Annotated in this window: 23 protein-coding genes; 11 read left to right on the forward strand and 12 right to left on the reverse strand. The window is 64.5% G+C overall.

Annotation, left to right across the window (positions count from 1 at the left end; translation table 11 throughout):
* Nucleotides 1-12: 12 nt before the first annotated feature.
* Both BG83_RS0120325 and BG83_RS0120330 read right to left on the reverse strand, forming a co-directional pair.
* The gene (locus tag BG83_RS0120325; protein WP_024978437.1) at nt 13-1095 is read right to left on the reverse strand and encodes an aldose epimerase family protein; all 1083 of its coding nucleotides are present in this window, start codon (nt 1093-1095) and stop codon (nt 13-15) included.
* The gene (locus BG83_RS0120330) at nt 1092-2315 is read right to left on the reverse strand and encodes a XylR family transcriptional regulator (protein WP_024978438.1); all 1224 of its coding nucleotides are present in this window, start codon (nt 2313-2315) and stop codon (nt 1092-1094) included. The genes BG83_RS0120325 and BG83_RS0120330 overlap by 4 nt, the downstream gene beginning before the upstream one ends.
* Nucleotides 2316-2594: 279 nt before the next feature.
* Between BG83_RS0120330 and xylF the strand changes: the two genes are divergently transcribed.
* The 5 genes from xylF to BG83_RS0120355 all read left to right on the forward strand — a co-directional run bounded on the left by xylF (nt 2595) and on the right by BG83_RS0120355 (nt 8191).
* Complete coding sequence (gene xylF, locus BG83_RS0120335) at nt 2595-3623, forward strand: D-xylose ABC transporter substrate-binding protein (protein WP_024978439.1); 1029 nt, start codon at nt 2595-2597, stop codon at nt 3621-3623.
* 81 nt (nt 3624-3704) lie between these two features.
* Complete coding sequence (gene xylG, locus BG83_RS0120340) at nt 3705-5264, forward strand: D-xylose ABC transporter ATP-binding protein (RefSeq protein ID WP_024978440.1); 1560 nt, start codon at nt 3705-3707, stop codon at nt 5262-5264.
* Entirely contained in the window at nt 5261-6463 is a 1203-nt protein-coding gene (locus BG83_RS0120345; RefSeq protein WP_024978441.1) for a sugar ABC transporter permease, read from the forward strand. Before xylG ends, BG83_RS0120345 begins: the two co-directional genes overlap by 4 nt.
* A gap of 46 nt (nt 6464-6509) precedes the next feature.
* Entirely contained in the window at nt 6510-7277 is a 768-nt protein-coding gene (locus BG83_RS0120350) for an SDR family NAD(P)-dependent oxidoreductase (RefSeq protein ID WP_024978442.1), read from the forward strand.
* Nucleotides 7274-8191 (forward strand): SMP-30/gluconolactonase/LRE family protein, encoded by a 918-nt coding sequence (locus BG83_RS0120355; RefSeq protein WP_024978443.1) that lies wholly within the window; start codon nt 7274-7276, stop codon nt 8189-8191. The genes BG83_RS0120350 and BG83_RS0120355 overlap by 4 nt, the downstream gene beginning before the upstream one ends.
* Here the strand turns inward: BG83_RS0120355 and BG83_RS0120360 are convergent.
* Nucleotides 8182-9366, reverse strand: a complete 1185-nt coding sequence (locus tag BG83_RS0120360) for a fumarylacetoacetate hydrolase family protein (protein ID WP_024978444.1) — start codon at nt 9364-9366, stop codon at nt 8182-8184. The genes BG83_RS0120355 and BG83_RS0120360 overlap by 10 nt on opposite strands.
* Nucleotides 9367-9505: 139 nt before the next feature.
* Between BG83_RS0120360 and BG83_RS0120365 the strand changes: the two genes are divergently transcribed.
* On the forward strand, nt 9506-10261 hold the full coding sequence (locus BG83_RS0120365) for an IclR family transcriptional regulator (protein ID WP_024978445.1): 756 nt from the start codon (nt 9506-9508) through the stop codon (nt 10259-10261).
* Nucleotides 10262-10339: 78 nt separating this feature from the next.
* Nucleotides 10340-11356, forward strand: a complete 1017-nt coding sequence (locus tag BG83_RS0120370; protein ID WP_024978446.1) for a LacI family DNA-binding transcriptional regulator — start codon at nt 10340-10342, stop codon at nt 11354-11356.
* Nucleotides 11357-11386: 30 nt separating this feature from the next.
* Here the strand turns inward: BG83_RS0120370 and BG83_RS0120375 are convergent, their stop codons facing one another.
* Nucleotides 11387-13171, reverse strand: coding sequence for an IlvD/Edd family dehydratase (locus BG83_RS0120375; protein WP_024978447.1), 1785 nt, complete (start codon nt 13169-13171; stop codon nt 11387-11389).
* Between the two features lie 353 nt (nt 13172-13524).
* On the opposite strand from BG83_RS0120375, the gene BG83_RS0120380 reads away from it, so the two are divergent.
* Nucleotides 13525-14073: a hypothetical protein gene (locus BG83_RS0120380; RefSeq protein WP_024978448.1), complete on the forward strand. Its 549-nt coding sequence runs from the start codon at nt 13525-13527 to the stop codon at nt 14071-14073.
* Nucleotides 14074-14077: 4 nt separating this feature from the next.
* Here the strand turns inward: BG83_RS0120380 and BG83_RS0120385 are convergent, their stop codons facing one another.
* A complete protein-coding gene (locus BG83_RS0120385; RefSeq protein WP_024978449.1) occupies nt 14078-14737 on the reverse strand; it encodes a cysteine hydrolase family protein in 660 nt (219 codons plus the stop codon).
* A gap of 135 nt (nt 14738-14872) precedes the next feature.
* Between BG83_RS0120385 and BG83_RS0120390 the strand changes: the two genes are divergently transcribed.
* Nucleotides 14873-15859, forward strand: a complete 987-nt coding sequence (locus BG83_RS0120390) for a GlxA family transcriptional regulator (protein WP_024978450.1) — start codon at nt 14873-14875, stop codon at nt 15857-15859.
* A gap of 48 nt (nt 15860-15907) precedes the next feature.
* Here the strand turns inward: BG83_RS0120390 and BG83_RS0120395 are convergent, their stop codons facing one another.
* Both BG83_RS0120395 and BG83_RS0120400 read right to left on the reverse strand, forming a co-directional pair.
* Nucleotides 15908-16090 carry a glycine zipper 2TM domain-containing protein gene (locus BG83_RS0120395; RefSeq protein ID WP_024978451.1) on the reverse strand — a complete coding sequence of 61 codons (183 nt, stop codon included), beginning with the start codon at nt 16088-16090 and terminating at the stop codon, nt 15908-15910.
* Between the two features lie 72 nt (nt 16091-16162).
* On the reverse strand, nt 16163-16723 hold the full coding sequence (locus tag BG83_RS0120400) for a YggT family protein (RefSeq protein ID WP_024978452.1): 561 nt from the start codon (nt 16721-16723) through the stop codon (nt 16163-16165).
* 176 nt (nt 16724-16899) lie between these two features.
* On the opposite strand from BG83_RS0120400, the gene BG83_RS0120405 reads away from it, so the two are divergent.
* The gene (locus BG83_RS0120405; RefSeq protein ID WP_024978453.1) at nt 16900-17463 is read left to right on the forward strand and encodes a YbhB/YbcL family Raf kinase inhibitor-like protein; all 564 of its coding nucleotides are present in this window, start codon (nt 16900-16902) and stop codon (nt 17461-17463) included.
* A 20-nt stretch (nt 17464-17483) separates the two neighbouring features.
* Here the strand turns inward: BG83_RS0120405 and BG83_RS0120410 are convergent, their stop codons facing one another.
* From BG83_RS0120410 to BG83_RS0120430, 5 genes are read right to left on the reverse strand one after another with little or no spacing between them, the layout of a single operon-like run.
* Nucleotides 17484-17777 carry a DUF971 domain-containing protein gene (locus BG83_RS0120410; RefSeq protein ID WP_024978454.1) on the reverse strand — a complete coding sequence of 98 codons (294 nt, stop codon included), beginning with the start codon at nt 17775-17777 and terminating at the stop codon, nt 17484-17486.
* Entirely contained in the window at nt 17764-18723 is a 960-nt protein-coding gene (locus BG83_RS0120415; RefSeq protein ID WP_024978455.1) for a HEAT repeat domain-containing protein, read from the reverse strand. Before BG83_RS0120415 ends, BG83_RS0120410 begins: the two co-directional genes overlap by 14 nt.
* A 7-nt stretch (nt 18724-18730) precedes the next feature.
* Nucleotides 18731-18997 carry a 4Fe-4S dicluster domain-containing protein gene (locus tag BG83_RS0120420; protein WP_004627681.1) on the reverse strand — a complete coding sequence of 89 codons (267 nt, stop codon included), beginning with the start codon at nt 18995-18997 and terminating at the stop codon, nt 18731-18733.
* 2 nt (nt 18998-18999) lie between these two features.
* Nucleotides 19000-20724 (reverse strand): fumarate reductase/succinate dehydrogenase flavoprotein subunit, encoded by a 1725-nt coding sequence (locus BG83_RS0120425; RefSeq protein WP_024978456.1) that lies wholly within the window; start codon nt 20722-20724, stop codon nt 19000-19002.
* Nucleotides 20721-21506, reverse strand: a complete 786-nt coding sequence (locus BG83_RS0120430; protein ID WP_024978457.1) for a GntR family transcriptional regulator — start codon at nt 21504-21506, stop codon at nt 20721-20723. Before BG83_RS0120430 ends, BG83_RS0120425 begins: the two co-directional genes overlap by 4 nt.
* A gap of 394 nt (nt 21507-21900) precedes the next feature.
* Between BG83_RS0120430 and BG83_RS0120435 the strand changes: the two genes are divergently transcribed.
* A complete protein-coding gene (locus BG83_RS0120435) occupies nt 21901-22890 on the forward strand; it encodes an ABC transporter substrate-binding protein (RefSeq protein ID WP_024978458.1) in 990 nt (329 codons plus the stop codon).
* Nucleotides 22891-22956: the final 66 nt, after the last annotated feature.

Genomic DNA, 22956 nt, shown 5'->3' on the forward strand with positions numbered 1-22956 from the left:
AGGTCTCGCGGCTCAGGTCTCTTCAGCAAGCGACACGCGGTATGCGGTGCGCTGCCGGTAGACCTGGCCCGGGCGGAACGTGACCGCTTCCGCATCGGGCATGTTGACCTGGTTCGGGAACGCGCTCGCTTCCAGGCATAAGCCGCTGCGTAGCGCGTGCGTGCCCCCCAGCTTGTGCCCCGAGTAGAACTGAAGCCCGCGCTGATCGGTGAGTACTGTCAATTCGCGCCCGCTGCCCGGGTCATACAGCCGGGCGACTGGGCGCACATGCGGGCGACCCTCCGGCGCCGTATTGCGCAGCACGAAGCAGTGGTCGAACCCGCCGGCCTGCGCGAGTTGCGCGTTAGGCCAGTCCAACCGTACCCCGATGGGCGCCCCCTGACGAAAATCGAATGCCGTGCCAGCGACACTGGCTGTCCGCGTCGGAATCAGCTTTGCATCGACTTCCAGAAAGGCGTCGGCATCGATCGACAGGATGTGGCCTTTGATGTCGGTGCCGGGCTTGCCGCTCAGGTTGAAATACCCGTGGCTTGTCAGGTTGATCGGCGTGGGCGCATCGGTCCGGGCTTCATAGTCGATCGACAGCGTGCCGTCGTCGTCAAGCACGTAGCGAACCTGGACGGCGACATTGCCCGGGAATCCCGCATCGCCTTCCGGGGAGGTGAGCCGCAGGACCAATGCGCCGTCCTGATCCTCGGCCTTCCATAGCGCCCGATGAAACCCGCTCGCCCCGCCATGGAGCAGGTTGCCCCCCTCATTGCGGTCGAGCGCGTAGTCGATGCCGTCGAGCGTGAAGCGCGCGCCCGCAATCCGGTTAGCCCAGCGCCCGATCAAGCCCCCCAGATAGCCCGGCGATTCAAGGTAGGCGGCAGGCGTCCCGTGGTTCAGAAGAATCTCCCCCAGGCGCCCGCTGCGGTCCGGTGCTTGCCAGGAGACGAGCGTCGCCCCCAGATCGCTGATCGAAACGCGCATGCCCGAGGCATTGCGCAGCGTGAACAGCCGAACGGGTTCACCGTCCGGCAATTGCCCCCATGTTGCTGACGAGAGGGCGCCGTCGAGCGGCGCGTGTGCGGACAGCGCTGGCGCGATGCTCATGATTGGCCCTCCGTGATGGCGCGTTCCTGGTATTCGCGTGGCGTGCAATCCAGCTCACGGCGGAATACGGCGTGCATGTATTGGGGTGAGGTAAAGCCGCAGCGCACCGCCACCTCGGCGGTTGCGACATCACGGCTGGCCAGCATGTGCTTGGCGGCGTCGAGCTTATGGCGAAGGATTTCCTGGTGCACGGTGCAATTCAATTCACGACGAAAGTGTTCTTCGAGCGATGACCGCGAGATACCGACGTAGTCCGCGACCTGCTCGGTCTTGATTCCCTGGCAGGCGTACTGCCGGATGAAGTGGCGCGCGCGCATGACATATGGGCTGGAAAGCGGCTGGTGCCTGGACGACGCCAGCACATTGATGCCAACCGGCGGCACGAGAATCTGCCGGCCTGCCAGGCGGGCACCGCCCAGCATCTGATGCAGCAGATGCGCAGCGGTGCGCCCCATCTCCACCGTGCCCTGAATGACCGATGACAACGGGATGCGGCTCAAGGTGCGTGTGAGCGGATCGTTGTCGATGCCGATGATGGCGACTTCCTCTGGCACAGCCAACCCTGCCGTCATGCAAGCCTGCAGCAGGTGCCGGGCCCGCGCGTCGGTGACGGCAATGATGCCGATGGGCTTGGGCAAGCCCCGCAGCCATTCAATCAACTGACCGATCGCCTGATGCCAGGTCGGCGCGCTGGTCGAGAGGCCCCGGTAAATCTCCTGGTCAATCGGGGCGGCGGGATTGTCCTGCCGGCGCAAGCGGGTAAAGGCCAGTTCGCGTTGCTGTGCCCAGCGGTTCTCCGGTGCCTGGGGCAGGCTGTACAACGCAAAGTGCTGCAGGCCGGCTTCGATCAGGTGCCGGTATGCCAGCGAGACCAGCTTGCCGTTGTCCGTTGCGACATAGGGCTCCTTGGACGGGTATTGCGCTGCATTTTCATATGACGAGCCGACGGCCACCACCGGCAGCGGGCAACCGCGCAGCGCCTCAGCGACTGCCGGGTCGTCGAAATCCGCAATGATGCCGTCGCCATCAAAGCGCTCGATGCCAGGCAGCCGGCAGCGGAAATCCTCTTCGAGAAACAGGTCCCACGTCACGCGCGTGGAGCGCATGTAGTCGCCAATGCCCGCAATGATCTCGCGGTCGTACACCTTGTTGGCATTGAACAGCAGCGCAATGCGATGAATGCGCGCGTGCTGCGATGGATCGGACGGTTGACGGTGCATGGTGGCTCGGGCCGCTCGCGGTGGCTGGGGTTGCCAAACGGCTGCAGCGCTGGGGCGTGCTGCGCGCTTGCACATTCTATTGGCTACGTGGGGCGCTGTCAGACGATCGCAGCGGGGTGGCAAGAAATGTTAGGGCGGTTGGGCAATTTCGTAATTGCCCGTGCCGAGCGGTCGCATCACCATGCGATGGCCGTCGAGCCGGGCGAGATCACTATTGCGGCGCACCACGCGCACCGTCGGCCTAGGGGTATCCACCAACAATAGAAGATGGAGTGAGACATGAAATCGAACCAACGCCGTAGTGTTCTGAGGGCCGCCTTTTGCGGTGCAATGCTCGCCAGCCTGTCGATTGCAGCGCCCCTGGCGCATGCCAGCAAGGCGCATCCGGAAATCGGCTTCTGTATTGATGACCTGCGCGTGGAGCGCTGGTCGCGCGACCGCGATTACTTTGTCGCTGCCGCAGAAAAGCTGGGCGCGAAAGTGTCGGTGCAATCGGCGGATGCCAGCGAGCAACGTCAGATCTCCCAGATCGAGAACCTGATCTCGCGCGGTGTCGACGTGATCGTCATCGTGCCGTTCAACTCCAAGGCGCTGACCAATGTGGTGGCGGAAGCCAAGAAGGCAGGCATCAAGGTGGTGTCGTATGACCGCCTGATTCTCGATGCCGACGTCGATGCCTATATCTCCTTCGACAACGAGAAGGTGGGCGAGCTGCAAGCGCAGGGCGTCTACAACGTCCGGCCCAAGGGTAACTACTTCCTGCTGGGTGGCGCCCCCACCGACAACAACGCGAAGATGCTGCGGCAGGGCCAGTTGAAGGTGCTGCAGCCGGCCATCGACCGCGGTGACATCAAGGTCGTCGGCTCGCAATGGGTGCCCGAGTGGAGCGCGTCTGCGGCGCTGGGTATTGTCGAAAACGCGCTGACGGCGAACAACAACAAGATCGATGCCGTGGTTGCATCCAACGACGGCACGGCCGGTGGCGCGATCCAGGCACTGGCTGCGCAGAAGCTCGCCGGGAAAGTGCCGGTGTCGGGGCAGGATGCGGACCTTGCTGCCGTCAAGCGCGTGATTGCCGGCACGCAGACGATGACGGTTTACAAGCCGCTCAAGCTGATTGCGACGGAAGCCGCGCAGCTTTCGGTGGCACTCGCCAAGGGTGACAAGCCCAAATACAACGCGCAGTACGACAACGGCAAGAAGAAGGTCGACACGGTGTTGCTGCAGCCCACCCAACTCACGAAGGACAACGTCAACCTGGTGGTGAAAGACGGCTTCTACACGCAGGCTCAGATCGGCGGCCAGTAAGGTCGCGCAGTCAGGGCCACTTTGTGCCGGCGACGAGCCAACGCTTTGTCGCCGGCCGCGTTCGTACCTCAAGGACGAGGCATGTCTGAACCTCTGTTGCAGATGCACGGCATCGTCAAGACGTTTGACGGTGTGAAGGCGCTCGACGGTATCAACCTGGCCGTGAGGCCGGGCGAGTGTGTTGGCCTGTGCGGCGAGAACGGCGCCGGAAAATCAACGCTCATGAAGGTGCTTTCCGGTGTGTACCCGAGCGGCACCTGGGATGGCGAAATTCTCTGGGAAGGCCGACCGCTCCAAGCCGGCGGCATTCGAGACACGGAGCGTGCGGGCATCGTCATCATCCATCAGGAACTGATGCTGGTGCCGGAATTGTCGGTGGCGGAGAACATCTATCTCGGCAACGAGATTACGCTGCCCGGCGGCCGGATGAACTACTCGGCCATGTACCAGGGCGCGGACAAGTTGCTGCGCGACCTGAACATTCAGGGCATCAACGTCGCGTTGCCTGTGATGCACTACGGTGGCGGCCATCAGCAACTGATTGAAATCGCCAAGGCGCTCAACAAGCGCGCCAGGCTGCTGATTCTGGACGAGCCATCGTCGTCGCTTACGGCGGCTGAAACGCGCATCCTGCTCGATATCGTCCGCGACCTGAAGGCGCGCGGCATCGCGTGTGTCTACATCTCGCACAAGCTCGACGAGGTGGAAGCGGTGTGCGACACGGTCACCGTCATCCGCGACGGCCGCCATGTGTCCACCGCGCCGATGCTGGACCTGACCACCGACCGCATCATCGCGCAGATGGTCGGGCGGGAGATTACGCAACTGTTCCCGCGCGAACCCCATCCCATCGGGGAGGTTGTTTTCGAGGCGCGCAATGTGACGTGCTACGACGCGAACAACCCGGCTCGCAAGCGGGTCAACGATGTGTCTTTCTCGGTGCGGCGGGGTGAAATTCTTGGCGTGGCGGGGCTGGTCGGCGCAGGGCGCACCGAGCTGATGCAGGCGGTTTTTGGCGCGTATGAAGGCGCCAGTGAGGTGGAGCTCGAACTGGACGGAAAACCGTTGAAAGTCCGGGCGCCGCTTGACGCCATTCGTGCGGGCATTGCGATGGTGCCGGAAGACCGCAAACGTCACGGCATCGTCTCGCTGATGAGTGTCGGCCACAACATCACGCTCGCCGTACTCCAGCGTTTTTCGCGTCTCGGGCGCATTGACGGCGCGGCCGAACTCGACACGATCCGCAAGGAGATGCGGCGGCTTGCCGTACGTGCCGCGCATCCGATGCTGCCGATTGCCAGCCTGTCGGGCGGCAATCAGCAAAAGGCCGTCCTCACTCGCATGCTGCTTACCGAGCCGCGCGTCCTGATTCTGGATGAGCCGACCCGCGGCGTGGATGTCGGCGCCAAGTACGAGATCTACAAGCTGATCGGCGACTTGGCCAAACGCGGCATGGCCATCATCGTCATTTCATCGGAGCTGCCGGAAGTGCTCGGCATTTCGGATCGCGTGCTGGTGATCGGCGAGGGTGAGCTGCGTGGCGACTTCGTGAACGACGGGCTGACGCAGGAACACATTCTGACCGCAGCCATTCAACCGGTGCGGCACGCATCCACTTTTCATCAGGTAGGCCACGCATGACTTCTCAGACGAGCCCACAAGCCGCCGGCGGGGTGGACCCTTCGCGTAGCACGCTCAAGGCAACCCAGCGCCTGAGGCAACTCTTCGCACGCTACAAGATCCTGGCGTTGCTGATCGCCGTGGCCGCGATCTGGCTGTTCTTTTCGATGCTGACCGACGGTGCGTTTACCTCGCCTCGCAATCTCTCCAATCTGCTGCGGCAGATGTCCATTACGGGGATGCTGGCCTGCGGGATGGTGTTCGTCATCATCGCGGGCGAGATCGATCTCTCCGTCGGTTCGCTGTTGGGCTTGCTTGGCGGCGTGGCTGCCATCCTCGATCAAGGACTGGGTTGGCCAATTGTCGCGACGGTGCCTGTGGTGCTTCTGCTTGGGGTGGCCATGGGTCTGTTCAACGGATGGTGGTCAACCTACCGGGGCGTTCCGTCCTTCATCGTTGGCCTGGGCGGCATGCTCGCGTATCGCGGCATCCTGCTCGGCCTCACACATGGCTCGACGATTGCGCCGGTGTCGGACAGCTTCGTGCTGATCGGCCAGGGCTATCTGCCCCGCCGGGTGGGTGACCTGATGGCGGTGCTGATCTTCTGCCTGTTGGTGTTCGTGGTGATCAGGCAGCGGCGTGAGCACCGCCGCTATGAACTTGACGTCGCCCCGCTATGGCAAGACGTCGCCAAGTTGGTTGTGGCGGGCGCGGTCATCGTTGCGTTTGTCGCCACGCTCAACAGCTATGGCGGCATCCCGGTGCCCGTTCTTCTTGTTCTGGCGCTGCTGGGTATTTTTTCGTGGATTGCCAGCCAGACAGTGTTCGGGCGCCGTATCTACTCCGTGGGTTCGAACCTGGAGGCCACGCGCCTGTCGGGCATCAACACCGATCGCGTGAAGCTGGCCATCTTCGGGCTCATGGGCCTGATGTGTGCGTTCGCCGGCATCGTCAATACGGCGCGTCTCGCTGCGGGCTCACCGTCCGCCGGAACCATGGGCGAGCTGGATGCCATCGCGGCCTGCTTCATCGGGGGCACGTCAATGCGCGGCGGCGCGGGCACGGTCTACGGCGCGCTGGTCGGCGCGCTCGTCATGGCCAGTCTCGACAACGGCATGTCCATGCTCGACGTGGATGCGTACTGGCAGATGATCGTCAAGGGCGGCATCCTCGTACTGGCCGTCTGGGTGGATGTCATCTCGCGCTCCGGCCGCCGCTGAATTTGCGCTTCGGGCTTTATCCCTTTTGCTGTAACTGGAATCTCCTATGTCTTATGCAATTTATCCGAGCCTTGTTAACAAGAACGTTTTGATTACCGGCGGCGGTAGCGGCATTGGTGCTGCCATCGTCGAAGGCTTTGCCAAACAGGGCGCGCGCGTTACGTTTCTGGATATTGCGGGTGCGGACTCAGAGGCGCTGGCGGCGTCGCTGGGCGAGTGCGTGCATCCGCCGGTCTTCCGCTACTGCGACCTGCGCGATATCGACGCGCTGAACACCACGTTCTCGGACATTGAAGCCGAAACGGGCCCCATCGAAGTGCTGATCAACAACGCCGCGAATGACGACCGCCATCAAACTGGAACGGTGTCGCAGGCCTATTGGGACAACCGCATCGAGGTGAACCTGCGCCATCAGTTCTTCTGCGCGCAAGCCGTGCTGCCCGGCATGAAGAAGCTGGGGCGCGGCGTGATCCTGAACCTCGGGTCCATCTCGTGGCATCTTGCCCAGCCGGACCTCGCCATCTACATGACGGCCAAGGCCGGCATTGAAGGCCTGACGCGTGGGCTTGCGCGCGACCTTGGCGGATTCGGCATCCGTGTCAATTGCATCGTGCCCGGCGCTGTCCGCACGCCGCGGCAGATGGCACTTTGGCAATCGCCCGAGAGCGAAGCCAAGCTGCTGGCCGAGCAATGCCTGCATGAGCGTGTCGAGCCGGAACACGTGGCGCGGATGGCCTTGTTTCTTGCGTCAGACGATGCCGCGCGTTGCACGGCGCGTGAGTACTTTGTCGATGCTGGGTGGTACGGCGGATGAAGGCGCAAATCATTCCGGAATGCGTCTGGCGCGTAGCGGCAACGCTGGGCGAAGGCGCGGTGTGGCACGCCGCATCGCGCTGCGTGGTCTTTGTCGATATCAAAGGCAGACGGCTCTACCGATATGACTCCGATACCGCTGTGTGCCGTAGCTGGGTCGCGCCCGGCCAGATCGGCTTTGCGCTGCCTTGCGTTGATGGCAACTGGATCTGCGGCGTGCAGGGCGGCCTTTACCGGTTCGCGTTTGCAACGGGCAGCTTCAGTCGCGTGTTGCCGGTCGAGACCGATCGGCCGGGAAACCGTCTGAATGACGGCTTTGTCGATCGCACCGGGGCACTGTGGTTTGGCTCGATGGACGATGGGGAGCGCGAGCCGAGCGGGCAGCTCTACCGCGTCGGTCTGGATGGCGGGCTGAGCGTGCGCGATTCAGGCTACGTGATTACGAATGGCCCGACCGCGAGCCCCGACGGCCGCACGCTGTATCACACAGATACCTTGCAGCGTGTGGTCTATGCCTTTGACCTCGCCGACGACGGCAGCTTGCAACGCAAGCGCGTCTTCACTGCGATCGAGGGTACCGGCTACCCGGACGGGATGGCGGTCGACGAGGAAGGGTGCGTGTGGGTCGCGCTGTTTGGCGGAGGACGGATCGAGCGGTTCTCGCCCGACGGCCGGTGCATCGGGCGCGTCGACTTCCCGTGTTCCAACATCACCAAGCTCGCATTTGGCGGCGATGACTTGCAGACGGTCTATGCGACCACCGCCCGAAAGGGCCTGACGGACGAGGCGTTGCGGGAGCAACCGCTTGCCGGCGGATTATTCACGTTCCGCGCGCCGGTCAAGGGGCTGCCTTCCACGGACTGTGCGGTGGCGTTTTCTGAGGCGGTTTCGGTAGCGACGATAGGTCAGCCCTGACGGACGAGCCCGCGTGCCGCCAGGTTGCGATACAGGGCGCGGACACCGAACGTCCACGGCGCGATCTCTGTCGACAGGCGTACCGTGTTGACGAGCGCGCCGAGCGCAGGGGCGCTGATCGTTACGCGGTCGCCGAGGTGGTGTGTGAAGCCGGCACCCGGTGCGTCACGGTCCTTGATCGGCGAGAACATCGTGCCGAGAAACAGCATGAAGCCGTCCGGGTACTGGTGATGCGGCCCGCAGGTCTGGGCGACGAGGTCGAGCGGGTCGCGGCTGATCTCGCTCATGTGGCTTACGCCGTCGAGCGTGAAACCGTCGTCCGCGCCTTCAACACGCAGCGATACCTGCGTCGCGCGAATCGTGTCGATCGTGAAGTGCTCGTCAAACAGGCGCACAAACGGGCCGATCGCACAGGAGCCGTTGTTGTCCTTGCATTTGCCCAGCAGCAATGCGGAGCGTCCTTCGATGTCGCGCAAGTTCACGTCGTTGCCGAGCGCTGCCCCGAGGACATGGCCGGCGCTGCTGACCGCAAGCACAATCTCCGGCTCCGGGTTGTTCCAGCGCGAGGCCGGATGCAGGCCCACGTCGGCGCCGAACCCGACCGCCGACATCGGCTGCGATTTGGAGAACACTTCCGCATCGGGGCCGATACCGACTTCCATGTACTGCGACCATGCGCCCCGGCGCTGCAGTTCCTCCTTGAGCCGCATGGCAGCATCGGAGCCGGGCTCGATCTTGGAGAGGTCCGAGCCCACCACGCCGACAATCGACTCGCGCACGTCGCGGGCCTTGGCCGGGTCGCCGCCGGCCTGTTCTTCGATCACCCGCTCGATCAGGCTGACCGCGAACGTCACACCGCAGGCCTTGATCGCCTGGAGGTCGTTCGGCGCAAGCAGGGTTGGCGCGCTGCCCGTGCGATCGGCGGCCAGGGAGCGTTCGACAAGCGGTTCGACGCGACCCAGGTTGGCCCCGGGTGCCTGCCGGGCCACGGCCAGGGCGTCAGGATGCTCGAACAGATCTGCCACCGTGGGCACGGCTTCCGTGATGTCGAACACGACACCATTGCGCACCACCACGACAGAAGGCCCCTCGCCGTTGGCAGTCGTACGCCAGACCCGACCAACGAGCGTTGATTGCTCCAGATCGTGCGGCAAATAGTTGGCGATGGCGGTCATGTGCGCTCCATAAATTGGACACCCGTGTTGGCAGGGAACCCGCGTGATCGTAGAGACGGCGATGCGGGGTGTCCAACACGGTGACGCAATTTCCAACCTGTTGGACAATCGAGTCAATCATGAGCGGAGCAGGTTTTCTGTGAAGACAGACTACGAGGTGCCAGCACTCAAGCGCATTCATGACGTGCTGGGAATACTTTGCGCGGCAACGTCTCCTGTCCGTCCGGCCGCATTGGCGCAGGCGACGGGCATGTCCCGAAGCACGCTGTACCTGCTGCTGGAGTCTCTGGAAAAGCGCCGCTGGATTGAGAAGCGGGCCGACGGCTATCTGATCGGCCTGACCCTGTTTGAGCTGGGTAACGCCTATTTCCGTCACGACAGCTTGTTGGCAGCGTTCCGGCGTGAGTCCGCCGCCTTCGTGGCCACACACAACGAGGTCGTCCAGCTTGCCGTGCTCGACGGCACGGAAGTCGTGTACATCGCGCGAGAGGATGCGCCGCGGCCGGTCCGCCTGGTATCGGATGTCGGCCTGCGCCTGCCGGCGCATTGCTGCGCGCTGGGCAAGGCGCTTCTCGCCAGCCTTGATGACGAAGCGGTGTGCGCGCTGCTGCCTGCCCGTCTTGCCGCCATGACGGAGCGCACCACCACGCGCCGGGCCGATCTCCTCCACGAGCTTGAAAGCATTCGCGTGCGGGGGCTGGCGACGGAGCGTGAGGAGGTGGTAGCGGGGCTGGCCTGCTTTGCTGCGTTCGTCGGTGTCACGCCGCTGGGAAAGCACGTTGCCGTGAGTTCCAGCGTGCCCATCAGCCGACTGGATGCCCGCAGGGAGAAGCGCCTCGTTGTTGGTGTTGCCGGCATGGCGGACCGCATCGGCCGCGCGCTGGCGCAGGCCTAGCGCCCGGCTGCATCATCGCCGGTTCCGCTATGATCGCCACTCCCTTTCCTCTTTCCCCTTGCGCATAGACGTTTCTCAATGACCACCGGCCCCACACCTCCTCGCATGTCCGATGTTGCGCGCATTGCCGGCGTGTCGAAGATGACGGTATCGCGGGTGCTGGCAGGCGGCAGCGTGTCGCCCGCAACCCGTGCCCGTGTGCAGCAGGCCATCGACGCACTCGGCTACGTTGCAACGGCCGCAGCCGGGATGCTGTCCAGCGGCCGGTCGGAATTCGTCGCTGCCTTGGTGCCGTCGCTGGCCAGTTCCAACTTTGCCGATACCGTGCGCGGGCTGACGGATGCGCTTGCGCCGCATGGCCTGCAATTGCTGCTGGGTGACACCGATTACCACCTCGACCAGGAAGAGGCGCTGGTGAAGTCGCTTCTACGCCATCAGCCGCGTGGCATCGCATTGACAGGGCGCCACCACAGTGCAGGCACGCGTGCGCTACTGGAGCGAGCCGGCATCCCCATCGTCGAGATGTGGGATCTGCCTGAGCGCCCGATCGATAAGGCGGTCGGGTTCTCGAACGCCAAGGCGTCGCTCGCGATGCTGCGTCACCTGTACGCGCGGGGCTACCGGCGCATCGGTTTCCTGTGCGGCGCAAGCGAGCTGGACCGGCGCGGTACGGACCGCCTGCGCGGATACGTAAGCGGAATCAAGGCGCTTGGCCTTGGCGAGCCGCGCGTGATCCGCCTGGGCGATTCCCCCATCACCATGAGCCACGGCGGGCCTGCCATGGCGGCCTTGCTGGAAGCGTGGCCCGATACCGATGCCGTGATGTGCGTGAGCGACATGTCCGCATTCGGCGCCATCATGGAATGCCACCGGCGCGGCCTGTCCGTGCCCGGCGACATCGCTGTTGCAGGGTTCGGCAATTTTGAAGTCGCGTGGTGTTGCCACCCGACCATCACGACGATCTCCGTCGATGCCTATGGCATCGGGCTGCGCACGGGCGAGGTATTGCTCGATGCGCTGGGCGTTAGCGAGGCCACGGGCGCGCGCAAGCTCTCGCACATCGAATTCAGCGTTGTCGAGCGCGAGAGTGCGTAGCCGGCAGCGCGCCGCCGGCTGCTTCCTGCGTCAATGCGAGTGCCGTGGATTGCCGCGCGTCTCGATGACATTCAGATACAGCGTTGCCGGCTCCAGGCATCCGCCTGTTGAAAGCTGCCCGACGAACTTTCGATAGATTTCCTGCCAAGGCGTTTGTGACTGCGGCACGCTGAACGTTGCGCTTTCACGGCGGCGTTCAAGCTCGTCCGCGTCGATCAATACATCAACCTTGCGCGCATTGAGGTCCACGCGGATGCGGTCGCCCGTGCGCAATAGCGCGAGGCCGCCACCCGCTGCCGCCTCCGGAGACATGTTCAAGATGGACGGGCTTGCGGAGGTGCCGCTCTGCCGGCCATCGCCCATGCACGGCAGCGATTCGATCCCTTGCTTAACGAGCGCCGCCGGCGGCGCCATGTTGACGACCTCGGCACTGCCCGGATAGCCGACCGTTCCGCAGCCACGGATGACGAGGATGCAGCGCTCGTCAATGGCGAGGGCCGGATCGTTGATGCGGGCGTGATAGTCCTCGGGGCCGTCGAAGACGATCGCTCGCGTCTCGAAGACGTTTTCCGCGCCGGGTTCGCTCAGGTAGGTTTGCCGGAACGCCTCGCCCACCACCGACATCTTCATGATGGCGCTGTCGAAGAAGTTGCCCGACAGCACGATGAACCCCGCGCGGTGCTTCAGCGGTGCATCCACAGGAAAAATCACGTCGCTGTCGGCGGCAGGGGCGGCATCGGCAATCGCGCCGATCATGCGGCCCGACACGGTGGGGCAATCGCGCCGCAGCAAGCCGCCCGCGTCGAGCTGGCGCAATACGGCCGGCACGCCGCCCGAGCGGTGGAAGCTCTCACCCAGGTATTCGCCTGCCGGCATGCAGTTCACCAGAAGCGGAACCGATTCTCCGTGGCGCTGCCAGTCTTCGAGGCTCAGTTCCACGCCCATGTGGCGCGCGATGGCGATGAGGTGAGGAGGGCAGTTGGTCGACGCGCCCAGCGCCGAGGCCACCATGATGGCGTTCTCGAACGCCGCGCGCGTCATGATTTTCGAGGGGCGAATGTCTTCGTGCACCAGGTCGACGATGCGCTTGCCGGTGACATAGGCCATCTGCCCGCGCTCCCGATACGCCGCCGGAATGCTGGCGCACCCAGGCAGCGACATGCCCAGCGCTTCGGCCAGGCTGTTCATCGAGAGCGCGGTGCCCATCGTGTTGCAGTGGCCGATGGACGGTGACGACGCGGTGGTCAATTCCATGAAGCCTTCGTAGTCGATGTCGCCGGCAGCCAGCCGATTGCGTGCATGCCAGATGACGGTGCCGGAACCGACCCGTTTGCCCTCGTGCCAGCCGTCCAGCATCGGCCCGCCAGACAGCACGATTGCCGGCAGGTCGACCGTGGCGGCGGCCATCAGGCAGGCGGGCGTGGTCTTGTCGCAACCGGTCGTCAGCACAACGCCGTCAAGTGGGAAGCCGTGCAAGATCTCCACCAGGCCGAGATAGGCCAGATTGCGGTCGAGCGCCGCGGTCGGGCGGCGGCTTTGTTCGGCAAGCGGGTGAACCGGAAACTCCATCGGAATGCCGCCCGCGTCCCGTATGCCGGCCTTCACACGCTGCGCCAGTTCCAGGTGGTGCCGATTGCACGGCGCCAAATCGTTACCCGTTTGTGCAATGCCGATGATCGGCCGGCCCGACTGCAGCTCTTCGCGCGTCAGGCCGTAGTTCATGAAGCGTTCGACATAGAGGGCAGTCATGTCTGCGTGGCTCGGATCGTCGAACCAAAGCTGGCTGCGCAGTCTGCGTGGGGGTTGGGTGGGCATGGTGTCTCGGTCGTGATGTGGAATTGGGTTCCCTCTGCGGGGAATCGGCGTGGCGGTTTCCGGAGGCTTGTGATGCGATTTTGGTACCGGTAACAACAAATAGTAGAGCTGGAAGAACGCGCAGGCAATAGCGGGCCGGCGATGCGGCGTCAGGCCATGCCGGCGGCGGCCGCATCAACGATACGTGCGCGTTGTCAGCCCCCCTTCGGGGGAGGGTGTCTGGATTTGCCGACATCCACCTGAGTGCAAGCGTTTGCCCGGTGCCGCCTGAGAGGGAGGCGCCCTGGTTTCACGATTCTGCAAACAAGCCACCCTATGTTGTGCCGATCTTCGGGGGAGGATAGGAGGCTGCCATGCAGGGGTTATCTGCACGATTCGAAAAAACCGACGCGGGGCGCCGTGAAATTGCCACGCGCAACGGCGCGCTCAGCCGCACAAGCCGAGCACTGCTGATCATGGTGGATGGCCACGTCACGGGCGAGGACCTTGCCGTGCGTGCCGGTCAGCTCGGCCTGGAGGCGCAGGCCGTGTTCGAGCTGATGCAGGCCGGGTTCATTCAGAGCGCAACCGATGTTGCTGGCGACGCCGTCTTCGTTCAGGTGGCCGAGCCGCAGCCCGAGGCACCCGAGGCACCCAAGGCGGGTGCCTCCGCAGCACCGGCGCGCAAGCGTTCGCTGGCGGCGGCGCGCATGTACCTCATGGACATTGCGGCACGCACATTCAGCTCGGCCGAGCATCCGATCCGCCAGCGCCTGGTCGAGGCCACCGACCGCGCCTCCGTGGAAAGCGCGTTCGATGCGTTGCTGGCGGCCCTGCGCGAAGCCACATCGGCGTCGATGGTGGAGCAGGTGGAGGTGTCGTTCCGCGGGTTTCTGCCGGCCGAAGAAGGGGCGGCCGGCTGAACGGTCAGGCTGCCTGTTGCGCCACTTCATCCTTGAGCAGCCCGCGCGCCCGCTGATTCGACTTGTAGATGTTGTCGCGCACCGGCACCGCGCCGGTCTTCACGCTGTGCACCCATTCCTGGGTCGACATCACCGCCGCGAAGCGCGATTGCAGCACCACGCTGAACACGCGGTGGATCTCTTCCGCACTCGCAAAGCCGGCTTGGTTCTGATACGGCACCGCGCCTGATGCATCGTGTAGAAACTCCACCGCCGTGCCGTTGTGCAGGGCGTGGTTGATGGTCGATGCGTCGCAGTTGTGCGTCATGTAGCCCACCACGGCCAGCGTATCGATGCCGCGTGCTTCCAGCCATTGCGCCAGGTCCGTCTCCGGATAGGCGCTGGGCAGCAGCTTGCGCAGATAGTGGTCATGCGGGCGCGATGCCACCACCGGGTGCAGTTGCCAGCCATCGGTGTCGATGGCAAACAGCGGCGAGCTGGCCGGCGAGGTCTGCTGCACGACGATCACCGGAATGCCGGCTTCGCGCGCCGCATCCATGGCAGCACCAACGTTGGCCACAGTCTGTTGCGGGTCCGGATACTCGATCGGCAAGCCGCCCGTGAAGTATTCGTTCTGCACATCAATGACGATCAGGGCGCGCTTCGGGGTGTTGTTCGTGGTCATGGCTGACTCCTCAAGGTCGGTTGGAGCGGGCAGTTGCGTGAGCCCGTGGACAGCATCTTCGCGAATGTCTATCCTTCCCGACAGTGGCCCGGAAGACGTTTATCGAAAGAATCGGGCCAAAGCGCGGAGCCCCGTATGCCACCTCAGCAAACTCAGCGTCCTCAGGAAATCGCCGTTCTGGCATTCAACGACATCAGCCCGTTTCACCTGTCCGTGCCGTGTCTCGTGTTTGAAGACCGCATCTGGGCGGGGCTGCCGTCCTACAACCTGCGGATCTGTGCCGGCGAGCCGCCCAGGAAGGGCGGCCTGCGCACCACTGCCGGGTTTGGCGTGCAGACCGACTTCACACTTGAAGACGCTGCCCGCGCCGACGTGCTGATCGTGCCGTCATGGCGTGATACGAAGGAGCGGCCGCCGGCGGCCATGGTGAACGTGGTACGCGACGCCTACGCGCGCGGCGCTACGGTGGTCGGCCTGTGCCTGGGCGCCTTTGTGCTGGCGGAGGCAGGTGTGCTCGACGGCCATGAGGCAACCACGCACTGGAGCGCCGCCGATGCGTTCTCGCAGCGCTACCCGCGTGTGAAGCTTGTACCGGATGTGCTGTATCTGGACGCCGCCGACGGCCGGCTGGTGACATCCGCAGGCACGGCCGCCGGGCTGGATTGCTGCCTGCACCTGGTGCGCCGCTGGCATGGCGCGGAGGTGGCCAACCGGATTGCACGGCGGCTGGTGGTGGCGCCTCACCGGCAGGGCGGCCAGGCGCAATACATCGAGCAACCGCTGCACGATGCGCCAGGCGGCGATCGCCTGTCGGACCTGTTGAACTGGACGGTGGCCAACCTGGCGGAGCCACATTCGCTCGACTCGCTGGCCGAGCGCGCGGCCATGAGCCGCCGCAATTTCACGCGGCGCTTTCGTGAGTTGACGGGAACCACCGTCGGCCAATGGTTGCTCGGGCAGCGTCTGGCCTATGCGCAGCGCATGCTGGAGACCACACGCCAGCCGGTCGAAGCGATTGCGCAACTGGCGGGGTTCGGCAGCGCGGTATCGCTGCGGCAGCATTTCAGCCGGACGTATCACACGTCACCCAGCGCCTACCGGGCGTTGTTTGCGCAAGCCTGAAAAAAAAAGCGGCTGGTCGGCCGCTGTATTGATTACTTGATTACTTGGTTACTTGCTCAGCTCGTGCCCGATGACGGCGCCGGCTGCGGCACCCCCGATCGTCCCGGCCGTGCTATGCGTGATCTCGTGGCCGGCCACGCCGCCTGCCACTGCGCCGCCTGCCGTACACGCCGTGAGCGTGGGAGCCAGCACGGCAATCGCGCAGACCAGCGCTGTTTTCCATGCGTTCATGATGTCCTCCTGAGGTGCCGGCCAAATGCAGCGGCCGGCATATCCCTCAGTCGAGCAAGGCGCGTGCCGCCCTCACATGAACAACGGCGAGAGCGACAGATGCGACAGCGCGATCACGATCACCTGCGCAATCACCAGCAGGATCAGCGGAGACAGATCGAGCCGGCCGCCCAGCGGCGGCACCACGCGGCGGATCGGGCGCAACAGCGGATCGACCAGCGTGTTCAATACCGCGCCCATGGGCGATGCCGGCCCCATCCATGACAGCACGGCCGACGCAATGGTCACCCACACCAGAACGTTGAACGCCCACTTGAGCACCGTAAAGAGCGCCGCCACAAAGCCCATCGGCACGAGCGCCATCGGGCTCACGCCCACCGATGCCAGCAGCAGGAACAGATACACAAGCGCCGTGGCATAGGCCGCCACCAGCGACGACCAATCGATATAGCCCGTGGCCGGAATCACGCGGCGCAGCGGATGCACCAGCCAGCCGGTCAACTGGAAGATGGCCTGCGACAGCGGATTGCGCGGTGACAGCCGCACCGCTTGCGTCCAGGCGCGCAGCAGCAGTGCCGCGCCAAAGAGCGAGAAGATCGTGTCGAGCAGAAAACGCGTGATATCGCCGAACATGCGTCCGGTTCTCCTATGGTCAGGTCAGGCAAGAGCGCGCGGCAAACGCTGCGCTGGGGCGCGGTATTGTCGCACGGCAATCTGACGTCCATCTGTGCGTTGATGCCTCTGCGCACGGGCTGCGCATTCGCGTATTGTTGTGCCCGTTTGCCGCTTTTCCTGCCAGGAGACCTGCCTTGAAGCCAACCCTGTTTCGCGCGTTGTTGTCGCTGGCGTGCCTGTCTGCTGTGCCGCATGTGCATGCGCAGGCCGATGGCACGTTCACCGTCGAGTCCCCCGCGTTTGCCGACAACGGCGTCATGGACCGCAAATACGCCGGCAAGAACCCCGCCAACGCCAACTGCACGGGAGACAACGTCTCGCCGCCGCTGCACTGGTCCAACGTGCCCGCCGGTACCAACAGCCTCGTGCTGATCGCCACCGACCCGCAGGGCGCGGGCGGCCTGGGCGTGAACCACTGGATGGCCTACGGCATCCCGGCTACGCAGACGAGCCTGCCGGAAGGCGCCGGCACCGGCGGTGCTTTGCGCATGGGCCACAATGCCATCGGCAAGCCGGCCTACCTCGGGCCGTGTCCACCTAAGGGCACCGGCATGCACCACTACGTCTTTGTGCTGATCGCCACGGATCTGGCGCCGGACGCGCTGCCCAATGGGCTCACGCGCGCTGAACTGGACGCGGCAATCAAGGGCCATAGCAAAGGCGCCGCCGCCTGGGTTGGCCGGTTCGGCAACTTCTGATGGATGCGAGCCCGCCAAGTTCAGCCGGCCGCGGCAGTTGCGGCTAACTCGGCCAGATACGCCCACGGATAAATGCCGCGCGCATGCCCATCGCTGAACACCAGTTGCATACCGTAACCAGCGGGCTCGACGGTGGTGACGCGCACGTTGGCCGGCACGTTGATGGGCGTGCCGTGATGGCGCTTGAACTGGCACTCCGCACAGCGGCATGCCTTGCGCAACATCACGTGGCTTAGCGCCACAATGGCGTCCGCCCAGTGCAGGCGCAACCGGCCTTGTGCGATGTCGTTGTCGATGTGCTCAGGCGGCTGCACGGGCGCCCTCGATCTGTGCCAATGCGATCCGCACGGCCTTGACGACTTCCGGGTCGCTATCGCCTTCTGCTGTGCGCAACGCGGGCAGGGCAGAGGCATCGCCGGTCTCGCCCAATGCGAGCGCAGCCTCCTTGCGCAGATTGCTGATCGGGTGCGCGAGCAGCGCGGCGAGCGCATCCACGGCATGCGCGGCGCGCCACCGGCCCAGCGCGCGGGCGGCTTGCAGACGGACTTGCCAATACGCATCTGCCAGCGCATCGACCAACGCTTGCGTGACGTCCGGGTCAGGCGCGAGCGCCCGCAGCTTGCCGAGCGTGCTGGCGCTTTCCTCGCGCACGCGCCATGCGGTGTCGTGCAGTGCATCCAGCAGCGCCGGCAGCACGGTGGCGTCGGTGGCAAGGCCGAGGGCACCCACTGCGGCACGGCGTACCTCGGCATCTGCGTCATGACGCGCGCGTTCCGCCAATGCAGGCAATGCCCCCACATGCTTGCGCCAGCCGAGCACCGCAACGGCCTCACGGCGCACGGCGGCAACGGCGTCCTGCAAGGCGTGCAGCGCGGGCGTTTCGCTCTCGGGCACGCGCAACTCACGAAGCCCGCGCAACGCGGCGGCGCGTACAAAGGCGCTCGCGTGGTCTACGTAAGGCAACAGCGCAGGCGCAGAGTCGGGCGATTTCAAATCCCCCAGGCCGATTGCCGCCGCATCACGCACGGCGCCATCCACGTCTTCCAACGCGCGGGCGAGCGCGGCCACGGTATCCGGCTGCTCCCATGTCGCCAGGATGCGCGCCGCTTCGAGCCGAACCTCCGGCGCGGGGTCGTGCGCAAGCAGCGCAATCACGTTGGGCAGCGCATCGGCGTCTTCTTCATCCGCGATCTGCAGCAGGGCAACGCGGCGGGTGGTGGCATCTGCGTCGTGCAGGCGCGCCAGGAGGGTTGTTGTCATCGTCACCTCAGCGCAACAGGTACGGGATGTCGACCTTCACCGCGCCGGTCGGGCAGTCCTGCTCGCAGGGCATGCAGTACCAGCATTCGTCGAACTGCATGAAGGCCTTGCCCTTGGTCAGATCGATGGCCAGCAGGTCGAGCGGGCAGACGTCGACGCACACGGTGCAGCCCTTATCGGCAATGCACTTGGCTTCGTCGATGGTGACGGGCGCACTGCTGCGTGAGGTGATGTCGTGCGGCGTGTGGGTGAAATGAACAGTCGTCTGTTGCATGGTCATGCAGCCTTCGGAATGCGCAGGTGCGCGTAGGAATCGGTGCCGAGCACATCGACAGGGATGACGTACGGTTCAACCGCCTGCTTGCGGCTGGCCATGGCGCCATGCGCGTCCTTGTACAAGCGCGTGTGGCAGAACCAGTTGGCGTCGTCGCGCTCGGGGTAGTCCACGCGGTGGTGATACAGGCCCCAGCGGCTCTCGGTGCGGAAGAGTGAGGCGCGTGCGGCCATCTCAGCGCAATCGCGGATGAAGCTGACTTCCATTGCGCGCATCAGCTCGTGCGGGTTGCGCGCGTGCAGGTGCGTGATGTCTTCGGCAATCTCGTCGAAGCGGCGCAGGCCGATCTCCATCTTGCGCGTGACCTTGGGCGGCTGCAGGTAGTCGTTCACCATGCGGCGCAGCTTGTATTCCACCTGCGCGGGAGCCAGGCCGTGATCGCGCTGCAACGGCGCAAAGATACGCGCGCGCTCGCGTTCTATCTGCGCGTCGTCGATGCGGGCGTCGCCTTGCCGGCCGGCGATATAGTCCGCCGCGTTCTGCCCCGCAAACCAGCCATACGTGAACGCGCCCAGCATGTAGTTGTGCGGCACGGCGGCCATGTCGCCCGCCGCGTATAGGCCCGGAACGGTGGTTTCGGCGCGCGCATTCACATACACGCCCGACGCGCTATGCCCGCTGCAGAAGCCGATTTCCGAGATGTGCATCTCCACCATCTGCGTGCGGTAATCGGTGCCGCGCCCGGCGTGGAAGCGGCCGCGGCTGGGTCGCTCGTTGGTGTGCAGGATGGTCTCGATGGTCTGGATGGTTTCTTCGGCCAGGTGGTCGAGCTTGAGGAACACCGGGCCCTTCCCACCCTGCAGCTCCTGGTAGAACTCCCACATCATCTGGCCGCTCCAGTAATCGCACTGGATGAAGCGTTCGCCGCGGGCGTTGGCGGTGTAGCCACCCAGCGGGCCGGTCACATACGCGCAGGCGGGGCCGTTGTAATCCTTGATGAGCGGGTTGATCTGGAAGCATTCCAGGTTGGCAAGCTCTGCGCCCGCGTGATACGCCATCGCATAGCCATCGCCTGCGTTGGTGGGGTTCTCATACGTGCCCATCAGGTAGCCCGACGATGGCAAACCAAGCCGCCCCGCAGCCCCGCAGCTCAGCACCACGGCCTTTGCGCGCACCACGAGAAAATCTGCAGTGCGGCAATCGAACCCGAGCACGCCGCAAGCCGCGCCATTGGCATCCGTCAGCACACGGGTGACGACAATGCGGTTGGTGATCTCGACGCGCGCACGCTTGAGCTGCCGATACAGCACCTTTTTGATGTCGTGGCCCTCCGGCATCGGCAGCACGTAGCTGCCCATGTGGTGGACCTTCTTGACGGCGTAGTCGCCGGTTTCGTCCTTCTCGAACTTCACGCCCCAGCGGTCGAGCTGCTCGATGGTGGCAAAGCTGTGCTGTGCATACGCATACACGGCCGATTGGTCGACGATGCCATCGTTGGCCAGCGTGATTTCGCGCGTGTATTGCTCCGGCGTGGCATGCCCGGGAATGACGGCGTTGTTCAGCCCATCCATGCCCATCGAGATGGCGCCGCTGCGTTTCACGTGCGCCTTGTCGATCAGCAGCACGCGCAGCGCGGGGTTGCGTTCTTTTGCTTTGATGGCCGCCATCGGGCCGGCCGTGCCACCGCCCACGACGACGAGGTCGTACTCCAGTTCCAACGTGTTCATACAGTGCCTTGCAGAGGAAGGATGGATTGCGCGTGCGCCGCCACTTGCCGATCCAGGCGGAGCCGGTACTGGAAAGCGTCGCCACGGAAATAGAGGCGTTCAAAGTCGATGGGCGTGCCTTGCGCGTCATGCGTCAGGCGCTCCACGCGCAGCAGCGCTGCGCCTGCGCCCGTGTCGAGCGCGGCGGCGGTGGCGTGGTCAGCCAATGCCGCATCGATGGCAAGCGTGGCGTGGCCGAGCGCCACACCTGCGTCCTGCTCCAGCACAAGAAACACATCGCGCGCGACGAGGTCCGCCCGCGCAACGATGCTGCCAAGTGCTTCCGGCAGCCACGTCACCTCAAGCGACACCGGCAATTGATCCAGCAACCGCACGCGATGCAATTCGGTGACGGGCGAACCGGACGGCAGTTGCAGCGCCTGTGCCACATCGGTCGGCGCGGGCACTGTCCGCAGCTTCAGCACATGGTTGCGAATGGCATGACCTTGTGCCGACATCGCCTCGGCAAAGCCCTGCAGCGCCGTCACGTTCTGGAACGCCTTGGGTTGGCTCACAAACGTGCCTTTTCCGTGGCGGCGGAAGATCAGCCCTTCGTTCTGCAGATCGGCCAACGCCTGACGCACGGTGATGCGGCTGGCGTTGAACTGCTCGCCCAGGGCCGCTTCCGACGGCAGCAGTGATGCCGGCGCGTAGTGGCCACTGAGAATGCCCTCGCGCAGCGTGCCCTTGATCCGTTCATAGAGCGGCGGGGCCGGTTGGCGGTGCAGGTTGGGAGTCGTCATCAGGCGCGGAACTCGTCATAACAAGTGCGCCCAGTGTAAGAAGCAGCCGTATGCAGCGGAACGAAGCTTTTTCGATATGCATGCTCGGTTTTTGGCATGCGCCACCGCTACCGCTCTGGCTGAGCGGGCCGCACGGCTGCCGTCGCATCGCGCGATTTTGGTGCGCTGCACGATGCGCAAACGCCCGGTCTGATATCAAAAGCGATATCGGTTGGCCCCCAAAAAAACATTAGACGGTCATGTCAGGCTGTCAATACCATGGCTCACCACGAATCACCGGCAAGGGAAGACGGGCGCCACATGCCGGGTTTGACTCGTGTACCGCGTTGCAAAGACGACGTGCGCAGCCCCGGGGGCAGTCACCCGCTGCGTTCCACCATAAAGGAGACAAACGATGGAAAAAACGAGCGCCGCGGGCGCCAGACGGACCGTGTTGACCTTCCTGGCCGCAGCCGGTGTGCTGCTGGCTACGGGCTTGACCACAGCGGCTCACGCGGCTGACAAGTCGTTCACCATGGGCTTTGCCCAGGTGGGCGCCGAGAGCGAATGGCGTACCGCCAATTCGGAATCCATCAAATCGACGGCCAAGGCGCAGGGCGTGAACCTGAAGTTCTCCGACGCGCAGCAGAAGCAGGAAAACCAGATCAAGGCGATCCGCTCGTACATCGCGCAGAAGGTGGATGTCATTGCGTTCTCGCCAGTGGTGGAATCCGGCTGGGACACCGTGCTGCAAGAGGCCAAGGCAGCCAAGATTCCGGTCATCCTCACCGACCGGGGTATCGACAGCAAGGACCCCTCGCTCTACACCACCTTCATCGGTTCGGATTTCGTCGAGGAAGGCCGCAAGGCGGGCCGTTGGCTGCTGGAAAACGTCAAGCCCAAGGGCGGCGACGTGAACATCGTCGAGCTGCAAGGCACCGTCGGCTCAGCGCCTGCCATCGACCGCAAGCGCGGCTTTGAAGAGATCATCAAGGCCGACCCGCACTACAAGATCATCCGCTCGCAAACCGGCGACTTCACCCGCGCCAAGGGCAAAGAGGTGATGGAAGCCTTCCTCAAGGCCGAGGGCAAGAAGATCAACGTGCTGTTCGCGCACAACGACGACATGGCGATTGGCGCCATCCAGGCCATTGAAGAGGCTGGGCTCAAGCCGGGCAAGGACATCACCATCATCTCCATCGACGGCGTGAAGGGCGCGTTTGAAGCCATGATGGCCGGCAAGCTGAACGTCACGGTGGAATGCAGCCCGCTGCTCGGGCCGCAGCTGATGGATACCGCGCGCGCCGTGCTGGCGGGCAAGACCGTGCCCAAGCGCATCGTCACCAAGGAAGGCATCTTCCCGATGGACGTGGCGGCCAAGGAGTTTCCGAACCGCAAGTACTGAGTACTGAGCTGCGTTCGCAAGCCCTTTGCTGAACCGGAGTATGCCGGCAGGGCGGGTGACTCCGCC

The organism is Ralstonia pickettii, from assembly GCF_000607165.1.
GTDB lineage: Bacteria > Pseudomonadota > Gammaproteobacteria > Burkholderiales > Burkholderiaceae > Ralstonia > Ralstonia holmesii.

What these genes read in the sequence shown, in the direction of transcription:
- BG83_RS0120355 (WP_024978443.1), top strand. Translation starts at nt 7,274, where the DNA reads ATGAAGGCGCAAATCATTCCGGAATGCGTCTGGCGCGTAGCGGCAACG.
- BG83_RS0120385 (WP_024978449.1), bottom strand. Translation starts at nt 14,737, where the DNA reads ATGACCACGAACAACACCCCGAAGCGCGCCCTGATCGTCATTGATGTG.
- BG83_RS0120380 (WP_024978448.1), top strand. Translation starts at nt 13,525, where the DNA reads ATGCAGGGGTTATCTGCACGATTCGAAAAAACCGACGCGGGGCGCCGT.
- BG83_RS0120425 (WP_024978456.1), bottom strand. Translation starts at nt 20,724, where the DNA reads ATGAACACGTTGGAACTGGAGTACGACCTCGTCGTCGTGGGCGGTGGC.
- BG83_RS0120325 (WP_024978437.1), bottom strand. Translation starts at nt 1,095, where the DNA reads ATGAGCATCGCGCCAGCGCTGTCCGCACACGCGCCGCTCGACGGCGCC.
- BG83_RS0120390 (WP_024978450.1), top strand. Translation starts at nt 14,873, where the DNA reads ATGCCACCTCAGCAAACTCAGCGTCCTCAGGAAATCGCCGTTCTGGCA.
- BG83_RS0120415 (WP_024978455.1), bottom strand. Translation starts at nt 18,723, where the DNA reads ATGACAACAACCCTCCTGGCGCGCCTGCACGACGCAGATGCCACCACC.
- BG83_RS0120360 (WP_024978444.1), bottom strand. Translation starts at nt 9,366, where the DNA reads ATGACCGCCATCGCCAACTATTTGCCGCACGATCTGGAGCAATCAACG.
- BG83_RS0120345 (WP_024978441.1), top strand. Translation starts at nt 5,261, where the DNA reads ATGACTTCTCAGACGAGCCCACAAGCCGCCGGCGGGGTGGACCCTTCG.
- BG83_RS0120375 (WP_024978447.1), bottom strand. Translation starts at nt 13,171, where the DNA reads ATGCCCACCCAACCCCCACGCAGACTGCGCAGCCAGCTTTGGTTCGAC.
- xylG (WP_024978440.1), top strand. Translation starts at nt 3,705, where the DNA reads ATGTCTGAACCTCTGTTGCAGATGCACGGCATCGTCAAGACGTTTGAC.
- BG83_RS0120430 (WP_024978457.1), bottom strand. Translation starts at nt 21,506, where the DNA reads ATGACGACTCCCAACCTGCACCGCCAACCGGCCCCGCCGCTCTATGAA.
- BG83_RS0120370 (WP_024978446.1), top strand. Translation starts at nt 10,340, where the DNA reads ATGACCACCGGCCCCACACCTCCTCGCATGTCCGATGTTGCGCGCATT.
- BG83_RS0120435 (WP_024978458.1), top strand. Translation starts at nt 21,901, where the DNA reads ATGGAAAAAACGAGCGCCGCGGGCGCCAGACGGACCGTGTTGACCTTC.
- xylF (WP_024978439.1), top strand. Translation starts at nt 2,595, where the DNA reads ATGAAATCGAACCAACGCCGTAGTGTTCTGAGGGCCGCCTTTTGCGGT.
- BG83_RS0120420 (WP_004627681.1), bottom strand. Translation starts at nt 18,997, where the DNA reads ATGCAACAGACGACTGTTCATTTCACCCACACGCCGCACGACATCACC.
- BG83_RS0120350 (WP_024978442.1), top strand. Translation starts at nt 6,510, where the DNA reads ATGTCTTATGCAATTTATCCGAGCCTTGTTAACAAGAACGTTTTGATT.
- BG83_RS0120400 (WP_024978452.1), bottom strand. Translation starts at nt 16,723, where the DNA reads ATGTTCGGCGATATCACGCGTTTTCTGCTCGACACGATCTTCTCGCTC.
- BG83_RS0120330 (WP_024978438.1), bottom strand. Translation starts at nt 2,315, where the DNA reads ATGCACCGTCAACCGTCCGATCCATCGCAGCACGCGCGCATTCATCGC.
- BG83_RS0120395 (WP_024978451.1), bottom strand. Translation starts at nt 16,090, where the DNA reads ATGAACGCATGGAAAACAGCGCTGGTCTGCGCGATTGCCGTGCTGGCT.